The following is a 19,022-nucleotide window of genomic DNA, read 5'->3' as shown; positions in this document are numbered from 1 at the left end:
GAAGCGGTTACTTAAGAAGGAGAACCCTATGGGAAAAGATTATTGGAATCGCAAAAGTATCTATAGCATCCGTAAATTTACGGTAGGAACGTGCTCGGTACTTATCGGGACTTGCTCTGTTTTATTTGGAGCAAATCTAGCTAGTGCAAGTACTGTATCTGCGGATGAAACTCCAGTCGCTGTTGCTACTGAAAAAGTGGAGAAAGAAACTCCTAAAGAGGAGGCTGTAGATTCAAAAGCTTCTGAACAACCTGTAACAAAAGAAACTGTTAACAGTGAAGCAGTAGAAACTAATCATGAAGTAGAGAAAAAAGTGGAAGCCCCAACTACTGAGACAACTCCTGAGAAAAAAGAAACCTCTGATGTAGAAAAGCAAGCTCCAGCTGTGACTCAGGATCAATCTGCTCAAACAGAAAAACCAGAGCTCAAACCTGCAACTAATGATGAGGTAAAACAGTTGATTGAGGATAGAAAAGTAGAATTCAACCAAAACTGGCATTTCAAGCTCAACGCCAATGCTAAAGATGCAGTCAAGCCAGATGCCGATGTTTCTAGTTGGAAGAAATTAGACCTCCCTCATGACTGGAGTATCTACAATGACTTTGACCATAACTCACCTGCCCAAAACGAAGGTGGGCAACTCAATGGTGGTGATGCTTGGTATCGTAAGACCTTTAAACTCGATGAAGAAGACCTCAATAAGAATGTTCGTATCACATTTGATGGGGTTTACATGGATTCTCAGGTTTATGTAAATGGACAGCTAGTTGGTCACTATCCAAATGGTTACAACCAATTCTCATATGACATCACTGACTATCTCCATAAAGACGGTCGCGAGAATGTCGTAGCAGTGCATGCAATCAACAAACAACCAAGTAGCCGTTGGTACTCAGGAAGTGGTATTTACCGCGATGTTACCCTTCAAGTCACAGATAAGGTTCATGCTGAGAAAAATGGAACAACTATCTTAACACCAGATCTTGAAAAACAACAGAATGGTAAAGTTGATACTCATGTAACAAGTAAGATTGTCAACACAGATGACAAAGATCATGAAATTCTTGCTGAATACCAAATTATCGAACGTAACGGTCAAGCTGTAACAGACTTAGTTCGTACAGATAGCCAAGTCTTGAAAGCACATCAATCAGCTAGTTTGAATGCTATTTTACAAGTTGATAAACCAAAACTTTGGACAGTTAATAGCGACAAGCCTGCCCTTTACGAATTGGTGACACGTGTTTATCGTGATGGTCAATTGGTCGATGCTAAGAAGGACTTGTTTGGTTACCGTTACTACAATTGGACACCAAATGAAGGCTTCTCTTTGAATGGTGAACGCATCAAATTCCATGGAGTTTCTCTTCACCATGACCACGGAGCTCTAGGGGCTGAAGAAAACTATAAAGCAGAATACCGTCGTCTGAAACAGATGAAGGATATGGGTGTGAACTCTATCCGTACAACCCACAACCCAGCTAGTGAGCAGACCTTGCAGATTGCTGCAGAACTAGGTTTGTTGGTGCAAGAAGAAGCCTTTGATACTTGGTACGGTGGTAAGAAACAATATGACTACGGACGTTTCTTTGACAAAGACGCCACTCACCCAGATGCTAAAAAAGGTGAAAAATGGTCTGACTTTGACCTACGTACTATGGTCGAAAGAGGAAAGAATAACCCTGCTATCGTCATGTGGTCTATCGGTAATGAAATCGGTGAAGCAGACGGGAAACCTCGTTCTCTAGCGACTGTTAAACGCTTGGTGCAAGTGATCAAAGCAGTTGATAAAACACGATATGTCACTATGGGAGCAGACAAGTTCCGCTTTGGTGATGGTAGTGGTGATCATGAAAAGATTGCAAATGAACTTGACGCAGTTGGATTTAACTATTCAGAGGATAACTACAAGAAACTTCGTGCGAAACATCCAAATTGGTTGATTTACGGTTCAGAAACTTCTTCTGCGACTCGTACTCGTGGTAGCTATTTCCGCCCAGAGAGTGAACTAGTTCACAGTAATCAGGCTTACCGTCATTATGAGCAATCAGACTATGGTAATGACCGTGTTGGCTGGGGTAAAACAGCCACTGCATCTTGGACTTTTGACCGAGACAATGCTGGTTATGCTGGTCAGTTTATCTGGACAGGTACGGACTATATTGGTGAGCCTACTCCATGGCATAACCAAAACCAAACTCCAGTTAAGAGTTCTTACTTTGGTATCGTAGATACAGCTGGAATTCCAAAGAATGATTATTACTTGTATCAAAGTCAATGGGTATCTGCTCAGAAGAAACCAATGGTTCACCTTCTTCCTCACTGGAACTGGGAAAATCCTACTCTAAAAGCGAATGTAGCGGATGCAGATGGTAACATTCCAGTCCGTGCCTATTCTAACGCTGCAAGTGTAGAACTGTTCTTGAATGGTGAAACTCTAGGCAAGAAGACATTTACTAAAAAACAAACAAGCGATGGACGCACTTACCAAGAAGGTGCCAACGCTAATGAACTTTACCTTGAATGGAAGGTTGCTTTTGAAGCTGGTACTTTGGAAGCAGTAGCTCGTGACGAAGCTGGGAATATTGTTGCTCGTGATAAGATTGTGACTGCTGGAGAACCTGCAGGAGTTCGTTTGGTCAAAGAAGAAAATGCTATCGCAGCTGATGGAAAAGACCTTACTTATATCTATTACGAAATTGTTGATAGTAAAGGTAATGTCGTTCCTACTGCCAATAACCTTGTTCGCTTCCAGTTACATGGTCAAGGTCAGATTGTCGGTGTGGATAATGGGGAACAAGCCAGCCGTGAACGTTACAAAGAACAAGCAGATGGTTCATGGATTCGCAAGGCCTTCAATGGTAAGGGTGTTGTGATTGTCAAATCAACTGAGCAAGCAGGTAAATTCACCTTGACTGCTCACTCTGATTTCTTGAAATCTGGTCAAACAACTATCTTTACTGGTAAGAAAGACCAAACAGAAAAAACTGTTCTTGGTACAGAGGTACCTAAAGTTCGTACAGTTCTTGGTCAAGCTGCGAAAATGCCTTCAAAAGTAGGATTTATCTACAGTGATGGCAGCCGTGCAAAACTTCCAGTAGAATGGTCCGCAGTTGATGTCAACCAACCTGGTATTTTTACTGTTAAAGGTGTGGCAGAAGGAAGAGATGTAGAAGCGCGTGTTGAAGTCTTGGCACTCGAAGCAGAATTACCTGTAGTTAAGAGAATTGCACCAAGTACAGATCTGAGTACGGTTGATCCATCTGTTACCTATGTATTGTCAGATGGTACTCTAGGAAGCTATGACGTTGATAGGTGGGAAGTTGCTGCTGAAGATCAAGCTAAATTAACTATCCCAGGCTCTCGTATCCAAGCTAAAGGAATTTCAGGTGATGATGAAATCGCTGCAACCTTTGTAGTTGCCGAAGGTCAAGCGGCTTCACCAGTAGTACCGACTGTAACTGTTGCAGACCAGCCTGTAGAAGGGCTCTCAACTGACCAACCGGTTCTATACCATAAACTTGCTTATGGAGCTACTTTGCCTGAAGTTAAAGCTTTAGCTGAAAATGCGCAAGTTACTGTTATTCAAGCTAACGAAGCAAATGGTATGCGTGCTAGTATTTATGTTCAACCAAATGATGGTGGAGCACTTCAGACTTATGCTATCCAATTCTTACAAGAAGCTCCTCAGATTGAACGTTTGAGCCTAGAAGTTGAAAATGCAGATGCACTGAAAGAAGACCAAACAGTTGGTATCAAAGTCTTGGCTCATTATCAAGATGGAACTCAGGCCGTATTAAAAGCTGACAAGGTAACCTTCTCAACATCAGGTGAAGGAGACGTAGCTGTTCGTAAAGGTATGCTTGAATTGCATAAACCTGGTCAAGTAACTTTGAAAGCTCAATTTGAAGGAGCTGAGGGTCAGATTGACTTGAACATTCAGGCAAATACTGAAAATAAAGTTGTCCAGGCCATTCGTCCAGTAAGTGTCGTGACAGGTTTGAACCAAGAACCAAGTCTACCTGATACAGTAACGGTAGAGTACGATAAAGGATTTCCAAAAGTTCACAAGGTAACTTGGCAAGCAGTTGCTAAGGAAGACCTTGCTAAATACCACAGCTTTGATGTTCTAGGTAAAGTGGAAGGAATTGAAAACAAAGCTCATGCTAAAGTTTCTGTAGAAGGTATCATTGCAGTCGAAGAAGTGACTACAACAACTCCAGTTTCAGAAGCTCCTCAATTACCAGAAAGTGTTCGTACTTACCACTCAAACGGCCAAGTATCTTCAGCTAAAGTGACTTGGGATGCTATTGATCCAAGCCAGTATGCACAAGAAGGTAGCTTTACAGTGACGGGGCATGTAGAAGGGACTCAGTTACCAACAAAACTTCATGTTCGTGTATCTACTCAGACAGAAACTGGTGCAAACATTTCTGATCAGTGGACAGGTTCAGAGTTACCACTTGCCTTTGCATCAGACTCAAATCCAAGTGACTCGGTAGCAAATGTTAATGATAAACTAATCTCATTTAATGATCAACCGGCAAACCGCTGGACAAACTGGAAACGTACAAGTGAAGCATCAGTGGGAATCCTCTTTGGTGATTCTGGTATCCTGTCTAAACGTTCGGTTGACAATCTCAATGTTGCCTTCCACGAAGACCACGGTGTTGGTGCACCTAAGTCTTATGTCATCGAATACTATGTAGGAAAAGATGTTCCAACAGTTCCTAAAAATCCAAGCTTTGTAGCTAGTGAAGACCACGTCTTTAACGATGACAATAATTGGAAACAAGTGACAAATCTTAAAGCTCCAGATCAAGTGAGAGCTGGAGAAATGACTCACTTTAGTTTTGATAAAGTCAATACCTATGCGGTTCGTATCCGTATGGTTAGACCAGATGGTAAATGGGGTACTTCCATTACAGAAATTCAAATCTTCTCTAAACAAGTAGCTGCAGCTAAGAAAGCTCAAGCTCAAATCCAAGTAGATGGAAAAGATTTGCCAAACTTTAACCCTGGCTTGACTGACTATTATCTAGAAGCTAAAGAAAACCAAGCACCAACTGTAACAGCAAGTGTATCCGATAATGGTATTGCAACAGTGATTCCAAGCGTTCGTGAAGGGGATCCAGTTCGTGTTGTCGTTAAGGCTGAAAACGGAGATATTCTAGGTGAATACCGTCTCCACTTTACAAATGATAAAGACTTGCTAGCAAGTAAACCTGTTGTTGCTGTGAAATCATCACGCTTGGTTGCTAAGGGGCATACTCTTGAGTTACCTACGAAAGTCGCTGTTTACTTCACAGGTAAAGATGGCTATGAAGTCAAAGACTTAGCAGTTGAATGGGATGAAGTTCCAGCTGAAAATCTAGTGACTGCAGGTGAATTTACAGTTCGTGGTCGCGTTTTAGGTACTGATTTAACTGCTGAAATAGCAGTACGTGTGACTGATAAGCTCGGTGAAAACCTATCAGATAACCCAGACTTCGATGACGATAGCAACCGTTCATTTGCCTCAGCAACCAATGATATTGATCCAAATTCTCATGACCGTGTGGACTATGTTAACGATGGTTCTGATGATGAAACCCGTCGTTGGACCAACTGGTCTCCAACTCCATCTGATAATCCAGAAGTTTCAGTAGGGGTTATCTTTAGAGAAGCTGGCAAGATTGTTGAACGTACAGTCGCTGAAGGAAGCATTCGATTCTTCTCAGATGGTGGTACAGACGCACCTTCTAAACTAGTCTTAGAGCGCTATGTAGGACCAGAATTTGACTCGCCAGAATACTACTCTAACTACCAACCATACGATCCAGAACATCCATTTAACACTCCTTCTAACTGGGAGAAAGTTGAATACCGTGCGGATCAAGAGATTCAAGCAGGTACTGATATCCATGTAACCTTTGCCCCAGTTAAAGCTAAGGCTATGAGATGGCGCATGGATAGAAAAGCTGATACCAAGGGTGTAGCTATTACAGAAATGGCCTTCATTGCTCCAAGTGAGGAACCTAAGGATAGTACAGCTGCAAAACTTCTTGTGGATGGTAAAGAGATTGCTGACTTCTCTGAAGATCGTGTGGATTACCAAGTAACCTACAGTGGAAATCGTCCTCAAGTAACAGTTGAAGCTGGCGAAAACGTAGCAGCAACTATTGTTGATAGTGGTAATGATAAACTTCCAGTCTTGATTCATCTTGTTTCAGAAAGTGGTAAACATATTAAGGAATACCGCATTCAATTGACTAAGGCAGATGCTGAAAGCGCTAAGACAGAACCAGCTGTACACGAAGTTCCAGAGTTCACCGGCGGTGTGAATGGAGTTGAAGCAGCAGTTCACGAAATTCCAGAATACACTGGAGGCGTGAATGGAGTTGAACCAGCAGTACATGAGGTTCCAGAGTTCACAGGTGGCGTGAATGGAGTTGAAGCAGCAGTTCACGAAGTACCAGAACATACTTTAGGAGCGAATGTAGTCGAACCAGCAGTTCACGAAGTTCCAGAATACACTGGTGGTGTGAATGCAGTCGAAGCAGCGGTGAACGAAGTTCCAGAATACACTGGTGGTGTGAATGCAGTCGAAGCAGCGGTGAATGAAGTTCCAGAATATACTGGTGGTGTGAATGCGGTTGAAGCAGCGGTTAACGATGTGCCAGAGTACAAAGGTGGTGCCAATGCAGTCGAAGCAGCGGTGAACGAAGTTCCAGAATATACTGGTGGCGTGAACGCAGCCGAAGCAGCGGTCAATGAAGTACCGGAGTACAAAGATAATCAATCTCTTGTAGCCCTCGCTATGTCAGAAGACAAGACTTACCAGGCGCCTGCAAGTCGTCAACATATTCTCCCTGAAACAGGTACTAAGGAAAATGCAACCCTTGCAACAGCAGGTGTTGTGGGAGCGCTTCTTGGACTCTTTGCAATGGGAAAGAAGAAAGACGAAGAATAAAATAATCTGACAGTATTTAGATTATAGAGATTGGACAAGAAAACAATCTCAACTAAAAAAAGTGGACAAACTAGTTTCAAGAAACAGAACTAGATCTTGTCCGCTTTTTTATGTTTCTTGGTAGCAAAAAATCCTTAACAAAGACGCTGAACTTGATAATTGAGTTTCCAAATAACAAAAAACAAATAAGAAAGCCCTTTGTGGCTTTTTTATTTTCATAAAAATGGTAAAATAGTAAGAGTAGAAATGGAGTTCTAGATATGAAACGAATTGATCAATTTGAAAATAAGAAAGTATTAGTCCTAGGTTTAGCCAAATCAGGTGAGTCTGCAGCTCGTCTCTTGGACAAGTTGGGTGCCATTGTAACAGTTAATGATGGCAAGCCTTTTGAGGAAAATCCAGCAGCTCAGAGCCTTCTAGAAGAGGGGATTAAGGTTGTAACTGGTGGTCATCCCTTGGAATTGTTGGATGAAGATTTTGCCCTCATGGTGAAAAACCCTGGTATTCCTTATAGCAACCCTATGATTGAAAAAGCTTTGGCAAAAGGAATTCCAGTATTGACTGAGGTTGAGCTGGCCTATTTGATTTCTGATGCACCAATCGTCGGTATTACGGGTTCAAATGGTAAGACAACGACCACAACCATGATTGGTGAAGTTCTGACTGCTGCAGGACAAAATGGACTCTTATCAGGTAACATCGGTTATCCTGCTAGTCAGGTTGCTCAAACTGCGACAGATAAGGACACCCTTGTCATGGAACTTTCTTCTTTCCAATTAATGGGAATCCAGGAATTTCATCCTGAAATTGCTGTTATCACCAACCTTATGCCAACGCATATTGACTATCACGGTTCTTTTGAAGACTATGTGGCAGCCAAGTGGAATATCCAAAGCAATATGACAGTAGCTGATTACCTAGTATTGAACTTCAACCAGGAATTAGCTAAAGAACTTGCGACAAAGACAAATGCGACTGTAGTACCATTCTCAACACTTGAAAAGGTTGACGGAGCCTATCTTGAAGATGGTCTTCTTTACTTCCGTGGTGAAAAGGTCATGGCAGCTGATGAGATTGGTGTGCCAGGTAGCCATAATGTGGAAAATGCTCTTGCAACCATTGCCGTTGCTAAACTGCGTGGTGTGGACAATGAAACCATCAAGGAAACCTTATCAGCCTTTGGAGGAGTTAAACACCGTCTCCAGTTTGTAGACCAAATCAATGGCGTTAAATTCTACAACGATAGTAAGTCAACCAATATCTTAGCAACTCAAAAAGCCTTGTCAGGATTTGATAATAGCAAGGTTATCTTGATTGCTGGTGGATTGGACCGTGGTAATGAGTTTGACGAATTGGTTCCTGATATTACTGGACTTAAGAAAATGGTTATCCTCGGTCAATCTGCAGAACGTGTCAAACGTGCAGCGGATAAGGCTGGTGTCGCTTATGTCGACGCGACAGATATTGCTGATGCAACTCGCAAGGCTTATGAACTTGCGGAAGAAGGTGATGTCGTTCTCCTCAGTCCTGCCAATGCGAGCTGGGATATGTATGCTAACTTTGAAGTACGTGGAGATCTTTTCATCGACACTGTAGCGGAGTTAAAGGGATAATATGAAAAAAATAGTATTTACTGGTGGGGGAACGGTTGGACACGTTACCCTCAACCTTTTGTTAATGCCTAAGTTCATTGAAGATGGCTGGGAAGTCCACTATATTGGTGATAAAAATGGGATTGAGCATCATGAAATTCTCAAGTCAGGTTTAGATGTTACCTTCCATTCGATTGCAACAGGGAAATTACGTCGATATTTCTCATGGCAAAATATGGTTGACGTCTTTAAGGTTGCTTTTGGAATTCTTCAATCGCTCTTTATCATGCTTCGAGTTCGTCCACAAGCCCTCTTTTCTAAGGGTGGATTTGTATCTGTTCCGCCTGTTATCGCAGCGCGAGTATGCAGAGTACCAGTCTTCATCCACGAGTCTGATCTCTCTATGGGATTGGCCAATAAAATTTCCTATAAGTTTGCGACTAAGATGTACTCTACTTTCGAGCAAGCGTCTAGTCTCACTAAGGTAGAACATGTAGGAGCTGTGACCAAGGTTTCTGGTCCAGTTATGGAAGAACCTGAAGAAATGGTGGATATCCGAACTTCTTTCAACGATAAGCTACCAACTCTTCTTTTCGTCGGAGGTTCTGCTGGGGCGCGTGTCTTTAACCAACTAGTAACAGACCACAAGGAAGAGCTGACTAGTCGCTATAATATCATTAACCTGACAGGTGATGCTAGTTTAAATGAACTAAGTTCAAACCTCTACCGTGTTGACTATGCGACGGAACTCTATCAACCACTCATGAATATGGCTGATGTGGTCATCACTCGTGGTGGTGCCAATACGATTTTTGAACTCCTTGCTATGGCTAAATTGCACGTCATTGTGCCACTGGGTCGTGAAGCCAGCCGCGGAGATCAGATTGAAAATGCAGCCTATTTTGTGAAGAAAGGCTATGCTGAGGAGTTGCAAGAGAGCGATTTGACTTTGTCAACTTTAGAAGAAAAAGTAAATCAACTCTTGACCAACAAAGAGATATACCAAAACAAGATGAAGAATTCTCAGGAATTAAAATCTGTGGCAGATTTTTATGAGCTACTCAAAAAAGATTTATCATAAGGAAAATTGATGTCAAAGGATAAAAAGAATCAGCACACTCAAGGCAAGGAATTGTCAGAATGGCAAAAACGAAATCAAGAATATCTTCAAAAAAAAGCTGAAGAAGAGGCGAAGCGTGCCGAAGAAGAAGCTCGTGAAAAAGAAGAACAAGTATCAGAGTCTTCTGAAAGCGCTCAAGAAGTGTCAGAATGGCAAAAACAACACCAGGAGTATTTGAGTAAAAGAACGGAAGAAAACTCTACGAGTTCTGAAGAAGTGGACGAAGAATCCGAAAAATCTGAAGAGAAGGATTCGGATACTAGCGATGAGACTTCAAATGAAGAGAAAGATTCGGAGGAAACTCCTCAAGAAGACTCTAAGAGTCAGGATCAAGTAGAGAAAGAAAAAGCTGACGAAAAGGTTAAGAAACAGAAAAAGGCAAAAGCCAAGAGTAAACCTCCAAAACCGGCCATTCCTTCTATACATATCTGGCGAGCAGTTACAATCCTCGTCCCAAGTTTTATAATCTTATTCTTGTCTATTTATCTTCTAAGTCCTCTAGCTACAATGAAACATATTGAAGTTACAGGGACGGTTCAGACAAGTGCAGACCAAGTCAAAGAAGCTTCTGGAATTCGTGACAGTGACTATACAATCAGCTTGATCTTAAATAAAGATAAGCATGCGGAAATGGTCAAATCAAATCACTGGATTGAATCGGCTAAGATAGTTTATCAATTTCCAGTTCACTTCACCATTGAAGTTAAAGAATTTGAAATTGTAGCCTATTCAGTTTCAGGAGATAACTATTATCCAATCTTATCTAGTGGAAGCATTGAATCAACTGCCGTTAGTTCTGACAACTTACCTGAGAAATACATATCTGTTTTATTTAACGATGAGGAACAGATTAAAACCCTAATTTCTCAGCTAAATGAAGTTAGTCCAGAAATTAAGCAAGAGATTGAGAAGATTGAACTTGCACCAAGTAAGGTAACAAGTGACCTTCTAAAGATTACCATGTATGATACAGACGAGATTTTGGTGCCATTATCAGAACTAGGGAAGAAATTACCTTACTATAGTAAGATAAAACCACAGTTAACAGTTCCTAGCGGTATTGACATGGAGGTCGGTATTTATAGCTATAGTCTAGTGGATAAGGCTCTGGATGACGAAAGAGTCAAAGCCAAAGAAGAGGAAAAGAAGAAGCAGGAAGAAGAGAAGAAAAAACAAGCTGAGCAAGGAAATCAAGATCAAACAACACAGACGACTCAAACAACACAGAGTCGCTAAGTTTAAGATGATTCGTTCAGTTACTTGTTTTTACTTGACAAGTACCGCTTTAAATAATAGAATAGTAAAAAACCTTTAAAGCAGTCCAGAGAGGCAGCTAAGGTTAGACGGTGAAAGGGTGGAGACTACCCATTTTTCGTGGAACCTTGCTGTAGGCAGGTTCCTTTTTTCATGCTCTCTAGCTAACAAAGGTAAAAGGAGAAAAGTATGCGCGAAGCTCGTCCAGTCATTGCTCTTGATTTTCCAAGTTTTGAGACAGTCAAGCAATTTTTAGCTCTTTTTCCAGCAGGAGAGAGCCTCTATCTAAAGGTAGGTATGGAACTCTATTACGCTACAGGACCTGAGATTGTTTCTTATCTGAAAGGTTTGGGACATAGTGTCTTTCTGGATCTTAAACTCCATGATATTCCAAATACAGTCAAATCAGCCATGAAGGTCTTGTCTCATCTGGGCGTTGATATGACCAATGTTCATGCAGCTGGTGGCGTTGAGATGATGAAGGCTGCGCGTGAAGGTCTTGGGAAAGAAGCCAAATTGATTGCTGTCACTCAGTTAACTTCAACCTCTGAGGAGCAAATGAGAGAGTTTCAAAATATTCAAACCAGTCTTCAAGAATCGGTTATTCACTATGCCAAGAAAACTGCTGAAGCGGGATTAGATGGTGTGGTTTGTTCAGCTCAGGAAGTGAAGCTCATCAAAGAAGCTATCAGTCCAGACTTTATTTGTCTGACACCCGGCATTCGTCCATCAGGCGCTGCAGTAGGAGACCAAAAACGAGTCATGACACCAGCAGATGCTTATCATATTGGTAGTGACTATATCGTTGTTGGACGCCCAATCACTCAAGCCCCTGATCCAGTAGCAACTTATCATGCTATCAAGGATGAATGGACACAAGACTGGAAATAAGAATATAGTTTAAAATACAAAGGAGAATCCCATGACACTTGCTAAAGACATTGCTAGCCATCTATTGAAAATCCAAGCTGTTTACCTCAAACCAGAAGAGCCCTTCACTTGGGCATCAGGTATCAAGTCACCGATTTATACGGACAACCGTGTGACGCTTGCCTACCCAGAGACACGTACCTTAATTGAGAATGGTTTTGTGGAAGCCATCAAGGCAGGATTCCCAGAGGTAGAAGTGATTGCAGGAACAGCGACTGCGGGTATCCCACATGGTGCTATCATCGCTGACAAGATGAATCTGCCATTTGCTTATATCCGTAGCAAACCAAAAGATCATGGAGCTGGAAACCAAATCGAAGGCCGTGTAGCCCAAGGTCAAAAAATGGTCGTTGTGGAAGATCTCATTTCAACTGGTGGTTCGGTTCTTGAAGCTGTAGCAGCTGCTAAACGTGAAGGGGCAGATGTGCTTGGTGTCGTGGCAATTTTTAGCTATCAATTACCAAAAGCAGATAAAAACTTTACGGATGCTGGTGTCAAACTAGTGACTCTTTCAAACTACAGTGAGCTCATTCACCTAGCCCAAGAAGAAGGTTACATCACACCAGAAGGACTTGACCTCCTAAAACGCTTCAAAGAAGACCAAGAAAATTGGCAAAATGTTTAAGGTATATAAAAATCAGGTAACCCTTAGGGTTACCTGATTTCTTTTTGTTACATTTAATTAGATGTTAGTCAACTTTTCCACCTTCAACAACCAGGTCATCTGCTTTAGCTGCATCACCGTATGTTGGGTGAAGTGTTTTTTCATAGGCCTTGTGGAAGAAGTTTTCTTTACCTAATTTTTCGATTTCTTGGTTGATGTAGTCAAGCAGTTCTTGATTACCTTTTTGAACTGCGGGTGCAATGGTATCTGGGTTACCTAGAGAAGAAATTCCTACCTCATATCCTTTATTTTCAAGCGCCCAAGCTAGAACTTCAGTATTGTCAGTAGAGAAGGCATCTCCACGTCCATCGAGAAGGGCTTGGTAGGCATCGCTATATTGATCGTATTTTTGGAGTTTTACTTCTGGGTGATTTTTCTCAAAGTAAGTTTCAGCAGTAGTTCCTTTTGTAACAATCAAGGTTTTGCCTTCAAGTTCTTTAACGTCCTTAATGACTTTATCTTTTGGTGATACAACACCGAGAGAAACTTTCATGTAAGGAAGGGCAAAGTCAACTTGTTTCTTACGTTCGTCAGTAACTGTGAAGTTGGCAAGGGTGATATCAACCTTGTTAGAAATCAAGTATTCAGCACGGTTGGCAGCATCAACAGAAACGTATTTGACCTTTACACCAAGGTCTTGTGCTAATTGGTTACCTAGTTCGATATCATAACCTTGGTAAGAACCGTCGTTGTCAACATAACCAAATGGTTTTTTGTCTCCAAATACCGCGATTCGAAGTTCACCACTTTTCTTAATTTCATCAATAGTACGAGCTTTGGCAGTTGCCTTTGTAGATGAAGCATCAGAGCTTCCTCCTGAACTACAAGCTGTGACGAAGATAAGCGCAAATGCTAGAGCAAAAACAGTTAGAATTGGTTTAAGTAGTTTCATAATAATCTCCTTTGTTGATTATAGATATGAGCCAAACTGGCTAAAGTCAAAGACGTTTAAAAATTCTTGTGCTCGTTTGGTTTGTGGATTGGTGAAGAATTCTTGAGCAGTTCCTTCTTCAGCAATTTTTCCTTGGTCTAGAAAGATGATGCGATCCGCAATTGCTTGGGCAAACTGCATTTCATGGGTTACCAGAATCATGGTACGCCCTTCTTGTGCCAAATCATTGATAAGTTCCAGGACCTCACGCACCATTTCTGGATCCAGTGAAGCAGTTACTTCGTCAAAGAGGATAATTTCTGGATGCATGAGTAGGGCACGGACGATGGCTACCCGTTGCTTTTGTCCACCAGATAATTGGCGAGCGAAGCTATGTTGTTTATCTAGAAGTCCGACACGTTCCAGTAGTTGTAGAGCTTCTTCAGTGACTTCTTTTTTGTCTCTCCCCTGAGCCTTGATAGGTCCTAGGATGAGGTTTTGGAGGACATCTAGGTGAGGAAAGAGTTCATAACTTTGAAAGACCATACCGATCTTTTGGCGAACCAGGTGAAAATCTTTTTTATTTTCAACGATGGACTGACCATCAAGCAGGATATCTCCTCCTTGAATACTTTCTAAACCATTGAGGCAGCGAAGTAGCGTACTTTTACCACAACCAGATGGTCCTAGGATGACGACGACTTCTCCCTTTTTAATATCTAGGGAAAGTCCTTGGAGGATTGGATTGTCTCCGAAGGATTTTTTTAGTTCCTTAATTTCTAAAATAGTTTCAGACATTTAGTTCCTCCAATGTTTTTCTAGATGAGTAGATAGTTTGGAAATAGGGAAGCAAACTGCGAAATACAAGACTAGGATGGTTCCATATATCCAAAAGGAAGCGGTTGGGATGGTTAAGCGATTGCTATCAATGATTTGTTGTCCAACCTTGGTAACCTCAACAACTCCAATCAAAACAACCAAGGAAGTCGTTTTGATCATACGAGTGACAAGATTGATGGCTTGCGGTAGAAGCCTTCTCAAAACTTGAGGGATAATGATATGGTAGTAGAGTTGCACTTTAGTTAAGCCAAGCGCTTGTCCGCTCTCAAACTGATGTTTAGGCAAGGAAGTGATAGCGCCACGAACCAAGTCTCCCATCTCAGCTGTTCCCCAGAGGGTGAAAACGATAATAGCAGAAGTCTCCCCAGAGATATTGATATTAAAGTTTCGAGCTAAGCCAAAGTAAACGATGAAAAGGAGTACTAGCTGCGGCATAATCCGGATAAATTCTAGATATAAGCGTGTCAATAAGCGAATCACTCTAGAATGAGAGGTCATGATAATTCCCATCGCCGTTCCGAAAATCATAGATAAGAATACAGACAGGATAGAAATCCCAATTGTGACTCCCAATCCCTGTAAAATTCTCAAGAGATTATTTCCCTGAAAGAGTACTTGCATTCCCGAATCCTGCATGACGGAGCCTCCTTTCTATCCAACTAAAGACTAGTGAAATAGGTAGAAGCATGATAAGGTAAGCAACCACCAACATGGCTAGTGCGATATCTGTTTCATAGTAGAGTCCAATCAAATCCTTAGCAACATACATTAGGTCAGCAAGGGCGACTGCCGAAAAGACAGAAGTTTCCTTGATGAGGAAAATAACATTGGCGCTAAAGGATGGTAGAGCAACCGCTGTCGCTTGTGGAAGAACTACGTAGCGAAAAACCTGAAATGGAGTAAGCCCAATGGCTAAACCAATTTCATGCTGGGTTTGACTGACGGCTTCTAGCCCGCTTCGGAAGGATTCTGCCATGTAGGAACCACCTAAGAAGATGAGCCCGACTGTTGCACAGACTTCTGAAGAGAGAACAATCCCTATTCGAGGTAGACCGAAGTAGAGAAAGAAAAGTTGTATCAAAAGGGGTGTATTTCGTGACAATTCTATATAGGCTGTTGCCAGTTGGGAGAAAACAGGAACGCGGTAATGTCGGATAACGCTAACAAGTAGCCCAACCAGAAAAGAACCTAAAATTCCCCAGACTGCAATATGCAAGGTCAGAAAAAAAGCCTTTTGATAGAGTGGTAGATATTGTTCAACAATGGACCAATCCAAAAGTAGAACCTCCTATCTAGGAAAATAATACAGTAATTGTAGCATTAAAATAGAGCTTTGAATAATATGTATTTTTTATCACAATGATAGACAAAATCTATTGGAAAGGGAATTTTTAAAATTTTTAGGAAATTCAGTTGACAAATGTAGATTTTAAGAGTATACTGATAATTGTAATTGACAAATGTAGATTTTGGAGGTGTGCCAATGCAGATTTCAGACGCAGAATGGCAGGTCATGAAGATTATCTGGATGCAGGGAGAACAGACTAGTACTGATCTCATAATAGTATTAGAGAAAAGGTTTAGCTGGTCCAAGTCCACAATCCAGACGCTCTTGGCTCGTTTGGTGGAGAAAGAATGTTTGACTCGAGAAAAGCAGGGCAAGTCCTTTGTCTATTCGGCCCTTTTAACTCTAGACGACAGTAGAGGTTTAATGGTTCAGGATATCAAAGACAAGCTTTGTTCTCGCAGGATGAAGCTCTTGCTAACTGATTTGATTGAAGAATGTGACTTTACCCTAGCTGACTTGGAAGGCTTAGAGGAAGTGATTTCAAAGAAAAAAGCAAGTGCTGTAACAGAAGTAAAATGTAATTGTATGTAAAGGAGACGCTATGTTAAATCTATTTGTATCTATTGTTGTTTTAGGAATGATTGCTTTTATCCTCTTTTGGTTTTTCAAAAAACCTCAAGAAGATGCTAAGAGAGCCCAACAAAAAAATGGCTATCAAGAAATTCGAGTGGAAGTCATGGGGGGATACACTCCAGGAACTATTATCCTCAAAAAATCGCAACCAGCTCGTATTATTTTTGATCGAAAAGATCCTTCACCTTGCTTGGACCAAATCGTTTTCCCAGACTTTGGTGTGCATGCTGATCTGCCTATGGGAGACCAATATGTGGTTGAAATCACTCCTGAAGAAGCAGGTGAGTATGGTTTCTCTTGTGGCATGAATATGATGCACGGTAAGATGATTGTAGAATAGGAGAATGATATGACTGAAATTGTAAAAGCAAGTCTTGAAAATGGTGTTCAAAAAATCCGTATCACGGCAGACAAAGGCTACCATCCAGCCCACATTCAACTGCAAAAAGGGATTCCTGCTGAGATTACCTTTCATCGTGTGACACCTTCAAACTGTTATAAGGAAATTCTCTTCGAAGAAGAAGGGATCCTAGAACCAATCGCTCAAGATGAGGAAAAAGTCATTCGCTTTACGCCTCAAGACTTGGGCGAGCATGAATTTTCATGTGGCATGAAGATGCAAAAGGGGACCTACACCGTTGTTGAAAAAACTAAAAAGTCTCTCAGTCTTTTACAACGTTTTTGGATTACTAGTATCTTTACTGTGTCTCTTGTGATTCTCATGATTGGGATGTCTACAGGAGGAATTAGTCACCAAGTTATGCGTTGGGGCACCTTTTTAGCCACAACACCCATTATGCTGGTAGCTGGAGTTCCATATATCAGAAGCGCCTGGGCTAGTTTTAAAAAGCACAATTCCAATATGGATACCTTGGTTGCTCTGGGAACCCTAGTGGCCTATTTCTATAGCTTAGTTGCCCTCTTCACTGATCTGCCCGTTTACTTTGAAAGTGCTGCATTTATCCTATTCTTCATTCTTTTGGGAGCAGTTTTTGAGGAAAAAATGCGAAAAAATACTTCGCAGGCAGTCGAAAAATTATTAGACCTACAAGCAAAGACAGCAGAGGTTTTGCGTGATGATGTTTATGTTCAAATCCCTCTAGAACAAGTCAAAGTTGGGGATCTCATTCGCGTTCGACCAGGTGAAAAAATTGCCGTTGATGGGACTGTGTTAGAAGGTGAAACGAGTATTGATGAATCAATGGTGACTGGGGAAAGTATTCCAGTCGATAAATCAGTTGGAGATGCTGTCATTGGTTCAACCATCAATAATAGTGGTACGATCATTTTTAGAGCCGAAAAAGTGGGCTCTGAGACTATGTTGGCTCAGATTGTGGACTTTGTGAAAAAAGCGCAAACGAGTCGTGCCCCTATTCAAGATTTGACAGACAAGATTTCTGGGATTTTTGTACCAGCAGTTGTCATTTTAGGACTTCTTACTTTTTGGGTCTGGTTTGTTTTACTTGGAGATAGCTTTGTGACTTCACTTCTCTACGGAGTTGCTGTTTTGATAATTGCCTGTCCTTGTGCACTAGGACTCGCAACACCGACAGCACTCATGGTTGGAACAGGACGAAGTGCCAAGATGGGGATTCTTCTCAAAAATGGTACAGTTTTACAGGAAATCCAAAAAGTCCAAACAGTTGTTTTTGATAAGACAGGAACCTTGACCGAAGGGAAGCCAGTAGTGACAGATGTTATTGGTGATGAAAAAGAAGTGCTAAGTTTGGCTGCTTCACTGGAAGATGTATCTCAACACCCGCTAGCTCAAGCTATTGTTAATCGTGCCTCTGAGCTAGGAATTAGTCTTTACCCAGTGGAGAACTTCCAAGCCTTGCATGGAAAAGGTGTGACTGGGATTATCAATGGGAAGCAAGTCTTGCTGGGGAATGCCAAACTTTTAGCTGATCTTGCTATTCCACATGATTATCAAGAACGATTTGATTTGCTTGAGAAAGAAGCAAAAACAGTTGTCTTCCTATCCGTGGATGGTCAGTTAAAAGGCTTAATTGCCTTGCAGGATGTCCCTAAGGAAAATGCCAAAGAAGCTATTGCCAAATTGAAAAAACGTGGCCTTAGAACTGTTATGCTTACCGGAGATAATGCTGGAGTAGCCCATGCGATTGCAGAGCAAATTGGGATAGAAGAAGTGATTGCAAATGTCTTGCCAGAGGAAAAGGCACATGAAATTCACAAGCTTCAAAAGAATGGCAAATTGGCCTTTGTTGGAGATGGTATCAATGATGCGCCGGCCCTCAGTGTAGCGGATGTCGGAATTGCCATGGGCTCTGGAACAGATATTGCTATCGAATCAGCAGATCTTGTCCTTACAACCAACAATTTACTAGGATTGGCACGTGCTTTTGATATGAGTAAGAAGACTTTTAATCGTATTCTACTCAATCTTTTCTGGGCTTCTATCTATAACCTCATTGGTATTCCGATTGCAGCAGGAGTCTTTTCTGGTCTTGGTTTGGTACTCAATCCAGAACTTGCAGGATTGGCCATGGCCTTTAGTTCAGTATCTGTTTTAATCAGCTCTCTTATGCTTAATTTTACTAAAGTCGATTAATACTCTTCGAAAATCTCTTCAAACCACGTCAGCTTTATCTGCAACCTCAAAGCAGTGCTTTGAGCAACCTGCGGCTAGCTTCCTAGTTTGCTCTTTGATTTTCATTGAGTATAAAAAGGCGGTCTTAACCGCTTTTTTCTATTCTAAAACAGATTTTCAAAACGCTTCCAAACTGTACTGTAATAGAGAATGAAAGTTTCTGAGCATATACTTAGAAATCTAAAATCAAATGTGATAAATTAGGATTGTAAATTTACTGAATCGTTTTCAAATAACATATAAAAGCGTTTTTTGTAAATATATGAA

13 protein-coding genes are annotated in these 19,022 nt (G+C 41.3%); 9 read left to right on the top strand and 4 right to left on the bottom strand.

What is annotated here, in order from left to right; translation table 11 throughout:
• Nucleotides 1–28: 28 nt before the first annotated feature.
• The 6 genes from bgaA to pyrE all read left to right on the top strand — a co-directional run bounded on the left by bgaA (nt 29) and on the right by pyrE (nt 12,473).
• The gene (gene bgaA, locus M1F91_RS03470) at nt 29–6,952 is read left to right on the top strand and encodes an SIALI-17 repeat-containing surface protein (protein ID WP_247912652.1); all 6,924 of its coding nucleotides are present in this window, start codon (nt 29–31) and stop codon (nt 6,950–6,952) included.
• Between the two features lie 260 nt (nt 6,953–7,212).
• Nucleotides 7,213–8,565, top strand: a complete 1,353-nt coding sequence (gene murD, locus M1F91_RS03465; RefSeq protein ID WP_247912651.1) for a UDP-N-acetylmuramoyl-L-alanine--D-glutamate ligase — start codon at nt 7,213–7,215, stop codon at nt 8,563–8,565.
• Nucleotide 8,566: 1 nt separating this feature from the next.
• Complete coding sequence (locus M1F91_RS03460) at nt 8,567–9,625, top strand: UDP-N-acetylglucosamine--N-acetylmuramyl-(pentapeptide) pyrophosphoryl-undecaprenol N-acetylglucosamine transferase (protein ID WP_247912650.1); 1,059 nt, start codon at nt 8,567–8,569, stop codon at nt 9,623–9,625.
• A 9-nt stretch (nt 9,626–9,634) separates the two neighbouring features.
• A complete protein-coding gene (locus tag M1F91_RS03455) occupies nt 9,635–10,900 on the top strand; it encodes an FtsQ-type POTRA domain-containing protein (protein WP_247912649.1) in 1,266 nt (421 codons plus the stop codon).
• A gap of 207 nt (nt 10,901–11,107) precedes the next feature.
• Entirely contained in the window at nt 11,108–11,809 is a 702-nt protein-coding gene (gene pyrF / locus M1F91_RS03450; RefSeq protein ID WP_247912648.1) for an orotidine-5'-phosphate decarboxylase, read from the top strand.
• A gap of 31 nt (nt 11,810–11,840) precedes the next feature.
• A complete protein-coding gene (gene pyrE / locus M1F91_RS03445; RefSeq protein WP_247912647.1) occupies nt 11,841–12,473 on the top strand; it encodes an orotate phosphoribosyltransferase in 633 nt (210 codons plus the stop codon).
• Nucleotides 12,474–12,537: 64 nt separating this feature from the next.
• Here the strand turns inward: pyrE and M1F91_RS03440 are convergent, their stop codons facing one another.
• Genes M1F91_RS03440 through M1F91_RS03425 form a run of 4 tightly spaced genes read right to left on the bottom strand, consistent with a single transcriptional unit; the run spans nt 12,538 to nt 15,499 of the window.
• Entirely contained in the window at nt 12,538–13,404 is an 867-nt protein-coding gene (locus tag M1F91_RS03440) for a cysteine ABC transporter substrate-binding protein (protein ID WP_004252332.1), read from the bottom strand.
• An 18-nt stretch (nt 13,405–13,422) separates the two neighbouring features.
• On the bottom strand, nt 13,423–14,181 hold the full coding sequence (locus M1F91_RS03435; RefSeq protein ID WP_049525881.1) for an amino acid ABC transporter ATP-binding protein: 759 nt from the start codon (nt 14,179–14,181) through the stop codon (nt 13,423–13,425).
• Nucleotides 14,182–14,859, bottom strand: a complete 678-nt coding sequence (locus tag M1F91_RS03430) for an amino acid ABC transporter permease (RefSeq protein ID WP_247912646.1) — start codon at nt 14,857–14,859, stop codon at nt 14,182–14,184.
• Complete coding sequence (locus tag M1F91_RS03425) at nt 14,819–15,499, bottom strand: amino acid ABC transporter permease (RefSeq protein WP_247912645.1); 681 nt, start codon at nt 15,497–15,499, stop codon at nt 14,819–14,821. Before M1F91_RS03425 ends, M1F91_RS03430 begins: the two co-directional genes overlap by 41 nt.
• 207 nt (nt 15,500–15,706) lie before the next feature.
• On the opposite strand from M1F91_RS03425, the gene M1F91_RS03420 reads away from it, so the two are divergent.
• Genes M1F91_RS03420 through M1F91_RS03410 form a run of 3 tightly spaced genes read left to right on the top strand, consistent with a single transcriptional unit; the run spans nt 15,707 to nt 18,716 of the window.
• Nucleotides 15,707–16,102 carry a CopY/TcrY family copper transport repressor gene (locus tag M1F91_RS03420; RefSeq protein ID WP_247912644.1) on the top strand — a complete coding sequence of 132 codons (396 nt, stop codon included), beginning with the start codon at nt 15,707–15,709 and terminating at the stop codon, nt 16,100–16,102.
• 10 nt (nt 16,103–16,112) lie between these two features.
• Nucleotides 16,113–16,484, top strand: a complete 372-nt coding sequence (locus M1F91_RS03415) for a cupredoxin domain-containing protein (RefSeq protein ID WP_004252344.1) — start codon at nt 16,113–16,115, stop codon at nt 16,482–16,484.
• A 9-nt stretch (nt 16,485–16,493) separates the two neighbouring features.
• Nucleotides 16,494–18,716 carry a heavy metal translocating P-type ATPase gene (locus M1F91_RS03410; RefSeq protein ID WP_247912643.1) on the top strand — a complete coding sequence of 741 codons (2,223 nt, stop codon included), beginning with the start codon at nt 16,494–16,496 and terminating at the stop codon, nt 18,714–18,716.
• Nucleotides 18,717–19,022 lie beyond the last annotated feature (306 nt).

Origin of the sequence: Streptococcus sp. oral taxon 431 (assembly GCF_023110115.1) — a bacterium.
Classification (GTDB): domain Bacteria; phylum Bacillota; class Bacilli; order Lactobacillales; family Streptococcaceae; genus Streptococcus.
Note: the sequence above shows the minus strand (reverse complement) of the source record. Positions and strands in the feature narration are given on the sequence as shown.

Excerpts from the sequence above, each read along its gene's own strand:
- bgaA (WP_247912652.1), top strand. The coding sequence starts at position 29 with ATGGGAAAAGATTATTGGAATCGCAAAAGTATCTATAGCATCCGTAAA.
- murD (WP_247912651.1), top strand. The coding sequence starts at position 7,213 with ATGAAACGAATTGATCAATTTGAAAATAAGAAAGTATTAGTCCTAGGT.
- M1F91_RS03460 (WP_247912650.1), top strand. The coding sequence starts at position 8,567 with ATGAAAAAAATAGTATTTACTGGTGGGGGAACGGTTGGACACGTTACC.
- M1F91_RS03455 (WP_247912649.1), top strand. The coding sequence starts at position 9,635 with ATGTCAAAGGATAAAAAGAATCAGCACACTCAAGGCAAGGAATTGTCA.
- pyrF (WP_247912648.1), top strand. The coding sequence starts at position 11,108 with ATGCGCGAAGCTCGTCCAGTCATTGCTCTTGATTTTCCAAGTTTTGAG.
- pyrE (WP_247912647.1), top strand. The coding sequence starts at position 11,841 with ATGACACTTGCTAAAGACATTGCTAGCCATCTATTGAAAATCCAAGCT.
- M1F91_RS03440 (WP_004252332.1), bottom strand. The coding sequence starts at position 13,404 with ATGAAACTACTTAAACCAATTCTAACTGTTTTTGCTCTAGCATTTGCG.
- M1F91_RS03435 (WP_049525881.1), bottom strand. The coding sequence starts at position 14,181 with ATGTCTGAAACTATTTTAGAAATTAAGGAACTAAAAAAATCCTTCGGA.
- M1F91_RS03430 (WP_247912646.1), bottom strand. The coding sequence starts at position 14,859 with ATGCAGGATTCGGGAATGCAAGTACTCTTTCAGGGAAATAATCTCTTG.
- M1F91_RS03420 (WP_247912644.1), top strand. The coding sequence starts at position 15,707 with ATGCAGATTTCAGACGCAGAATGGCAGGTCATGAAGATTATCTGGATG.
- M1F91_RS03415 (WP_004252344.1), top strand. The coding sequence starts at position 16,113 with ATGTTAAATCTATTTGTATCTATTGTTGTTTTAGGAATGATTGCTTTT.
- M1F91_RS03410 (WP_247912643.1), top strand. The coding sequence starts at position 16,494 with ATGACTGAAATTGTAAAAGCAAGTCTTGAAAATGGTGTTCAAAAAATC.